This is a genomic window from Lactobacillus sp. 23-2, assembly GCF_044902225.1.
Taxonomy (GTDB): Bacteria; Bacillota; Bacilli; order Lactobacillales; family Lactobacillaceae; genus Lactobacillus; species Lactobacillus absianus.
This window is the reverse complement of sequence record NZ_JAOQBX010000087.1, coordinates 1-333: the sequence shown is the minus strand read 5'-3', so window position 1 is coordinate 333 and position 333 is coordinate 1. Positions and strand designations below refer to the sequence as shown.

The following is a 333-nucleotide window of genomic DNA, read 5'->3' as shown; positions in this document are numbered from 1 at the left end:
ATACAGCCAAATAGCGCTTGATCCAAGCAATGTTGTGGCTTGCCTTGCCTTTTACGGACGGCGGAAGCCACAAGCCATCACGCTTGCCATGAATTCTGTTGAGAAAGCGTGCCTGACGATAGCGGGTCTGGCGATTTCTTCTGCTTCTACGGTAGACCCTGCGGATGGAAAGATTCTTATGCACGTCTTGGCGAAGCTCTACCTCGCTTTGATAAAGGACTTTGTCCTGACTCGTTACGGCAAAGCCGATATGTCTTTGTCCGGTGTCAACGCCAAGACTGACTTTCTGCTTATAGCCGTATGAGCCGTATTTCAGTTGAATGGTGAACGGAT

The 333-nt window shown here is 49.5% G+C and carries 1 protein-coding gene; it reads right to left on the bottom strand.

Features of this window, described 5'->3' with window-relative positions:
- Positions 1-333, bottom strand: a 333-nt coding sequence (locus OCH80_RS10260; protein WP_404540678.1) for an RRXRR domain-containing protein, incomplete at both ends; no start/stop codon positions are given.